The sequence below is a fragment of the Edaphobacter sp. genome (assembly GCF_035532915.1).
Lineage (GTDB): Bacteria > Acidobacteriota > Terriglobia > Terriglobales > Acidobacteriaceae > Edaphobacter.
The window spans coordinates 1-2,955 of sequence record NZ_DATKQC010000108.1 but is presented as its reverse complement, the minus strand read 5'-3'; the positions used below and the strand labels follow the sequence as shown (position 1 = coordinate 2,955).

The following is a 2,955-nucleotide window of genomic DNA, read 5'->3' as shown; positions in this document are numbered from 1 at the left end:
GCCCTTCTGATCGTGGCGATCTTTACCGTGCATCTTCGCTACGGCTTCAGCTCGATCAAGCTGATAGCTGTAACCGCGGCGGGGGCAAAGTTTGGACCGCCCGGCTACGAGTGCGACCTGCTGTACCTCGCATGCCTTGCAGCGCTCGTTCTGATCGGTTCGGGGCCACTGTCCATTGATGGGTTCATCGACGGATTTATGAGAAAACGGCGATTGCCTGCGGTCGAGTAGAGCAGAGCAAATGAAATGGCCCTCCCGATATCGGGAGGGCCATTTGCGTGAAGCGGTGTAAGAGCTTAGACGCCGACCGGTTCGGCAACCTTGACATTGACCGGCGTGAGCCAGTTATGGCGGTCGGCTTTGAGACCGTTGACGATGGCGAAGAACTCTTCGTGCAGCGCGCTGGTGATGGGTCCCATGGTGCCGTCGCCTACCAGGATGCGGTCGACCGAACGGAGGTGTGTGACCTCGGCGGCGGTGCCGGTGAAGAAGGCTTCGTCGGCAATATAGAGCATCTCGCGCGGCAGCGCCTGTTCGACGACTTCGATGCCAAGCTGCTTGGCCAGCATGATGACCGAGGCACGGGTGATGCCGCTCAGCACGGAGTTAGCGAGCGGCGTGGTGTAGAGGATGCCGCCTTTGACGACGAAAAGATTCTCGCCGGAGCCTTCAGAGAGGTAGCCGTTCACGTCGAGCGCGATGCCCTCGGAGTAGCCGTTGACCTCGGCCTCCATGCGGATGAGTTGCGAGTTCATATAGTTCGCGCCGGCCTTGGCGAGCGAAGGCATGGTGTTGGGCGCGAGGCGGCTCCAGCTGGAGATGCAGACATCGGCTCCCTGATTGCCGGGGACGTATTTGCCCCAGGGGAAGTTGGCGATGTAGACCTCGACGGGAGAGTTGAGAGGATTGACGCCCATCTCGCCATAGCCGCGGAAGGCGATGGGGCGAATGTAGCAGGGTGCGATGCCATTGGCTTCAACCACGTCGACGACGGCGGAGCAGAGCTGGTCGACCGTGTAGGGAAGCGGCATCCGGTAGATCTTGGCGGAGTCGAGCAGCCGCGCCATGTGCTCCTGCAGACGGAAGACGCCGGATCCATTCGGTTGCGTATAACAACGGATGCCTTCGAAGACCGAAGACCCGTAGTGGACGACATGGGACATGACGTGGATCTGGGCTTTGTCCCAGGGAATGAGATTGCCGTTGTGCCAGATATTGGTGGTGGTCTGAAGGGCCATGCGATTCGCTCCTGAGGGCTGAATGTTTAATTATAGCCGTGTGTTGACGGACGCGTGGGAGAATGAAGCGTGATCCTTGACGCCCATTCGATGAGCCTGGCGGTGCTGGAGCGGTCGACCTATGTGCGGTTTTCCGTGCTGGCCCTCAGCTCCATCTTCTTCCTGGTGGACCCATTTGCCGCGCTGCCGACATTTCTCGCGGTAACGGCGGGTGCCGACAAGCAAAGGCAGCGGCGCATGGCGTGGAAGGCGTCGCTGACGGCGCTGGTGGTACTGAGCGCGTTCGCCATTGCCGGACAGTACATCTTCCGCATGTTCGGGATTACCCTGCCTGCCTTTGAGATTGCGGGCGGCGTAATCCTTTTGTTGATTGGGCTGGACATGCTGGAGGCGAAGCGGTCGCCGACACAGGAATCGACCGAGGAGACCACCGAGGCGCAAGCGAAAGACGACGCCGGGATCGTTCCACTGGGGATTCCCATGCTGGCCGGTCCGGGAGCGATTACCAGCGTGATGGTGCTGGTCGGGCAGGCGAAGACGCAGTGGCAGATGGTGGCCATTCTGACGTCGATCCTGATTACCGCCGCGATCTGCTATCTTGTGCTCGGGAACTCCGATAAGGTAGCGCGCGGGTTGGGGGAGACCGGGGTGCGAATTCTGGTGCGCATCATGGGGCTGCTGCTGGTGGCGCTGGCAGTGCAGTACTTCGTCAATGGACTGGTCGATCTGGGCGTGATCGCGAAGCCTTAAGCGGCAGGAATAGGGCTTGGAACTAAAGCCGGGAAGTCTCCGTATCGCTACTGTGCTGCGAATTCGGCTGGTGAGAACGTTGTTGGTTTGGGCAGTCGTTGCGAGTGCCGCCTCTGGCTACGCAACGACCCATGTTGATGCTACGCAGGCGCAGGCGATGCTGGGGCTTCTGCGAGAATGCAGTGCGGGGCCTGTATCGGCGCAGGCTATCAACCGGGTGATCGCGCTGCCGGGAACTCAGCTCATTATCGGCCAGCAGAATATCTCGCGCCGGATTACGACGGCGCAGTACAGAGATGTTCTTATCGCAGCGTGCAAGGGTGAAGTTGCGCAAGTAGAGCCGTCCGAAGCCGGTGCAAGAGCAGAAAAAGGTCTGCAGGGACTGACCGAGGATGTGGCTCCTTCGTTGATTTGGGCAACGCAGCACGTTGATCTGTTGCAGAAGAGATTAACGATTGCAGAGGCAAACCAGAAGTTCGATGAAGTTGTTCCGCTTGCGCTGAAGAATTTGCCGGAGCCGGTGCAGTTGGATCCGAAGCTGTACTTCGTGATGGGAGGACGGGCGGGAGCAGCGGCATTCGAACAGGGCATCTATATCGATCTGCTCGATGATCTCTGGCGGTCAAAAGGGCACTCCGAACCGATGACGCAGAAGGAAATGGTAGAGTTCTTCGCCCATGAGAGCCATCACGTTGGGTATGGGAGGATTCTTGATCGGAAACGCGAGCAACTCCATCTGCAAGGCGGGCAGCTACAGGCATGGAATTTTCTGGTGGATGTACTGATGGAGGGAAGCGCGACGCTTTTGATCAACGCGCATGGAAGCTGGGCCGAACTTGAAGGTCAGCGGCACATTCAGGCTGATCTGGCGCGGTTGCCGAAGCTGCTGCCGGAGTCGCAGGAGATTTTGCAGCGGTCGATCAATGGAAAGCTGTCAGATCAGAAGTATCAGGCGGCTGTGTCGGAT

At 59.2% G+C, this 2,955-nt stretch carries 3 protein-coding genes and 1 pseudogene; 3 read left to right on the top strand and 1 reads right to left on the bottom strand.

Annotated elements, in window-relative coordinates:
* Positions 1-231, top strand: a pseudogene (locus VMU57_RS05635) (hypothetical protein); the annotation flags it as partial.
* 65 nt (positions 232-296) lie between these two features.
* Here the strand turns inward: VMU57_RS05635 and VMU57_RS05630 are convergent.
* Positions 297-1,238, bottom strand: a complete 942-nt coding sequence (locus VMU57_RS05630; RefSeq protein ID WP_325381656.1) for a branched-chain amino acid transaminase — start codon at positions 1,236-1,238, stop codon at positions 297-299.
* Between the two features lie 69 nt (positions 1,239-1,307).
* Here VMU57_RS05630 and VMU57_RS05625 point away from each other — a divergent pair, with 69 nt between their 5' ends.
* Both VMU57_RS05625 and VMU57_RS05620 read left to right on the top strand, forming a co-directional pair.
* Complete coding sequence (locus VMU57_RS05625; protein WP_325381655.1) at positions 1,308-1,988, top strand: MarC family protein; 681 nt, start codon at positions 1,308-1,310, stop codon at positions 1,986-1,988.
* A 16-nt stretch (positions 1,989-2,004) separates the two neighbouring features.
* On the top strand, positions 2,005-2,955 hold a 951-nt coding region (locus VMU57_RS05620; protein ID WP_325381654.1), incomplete at its 3' end, for a DUF5700 domain-containing putative Zn-dependent protease.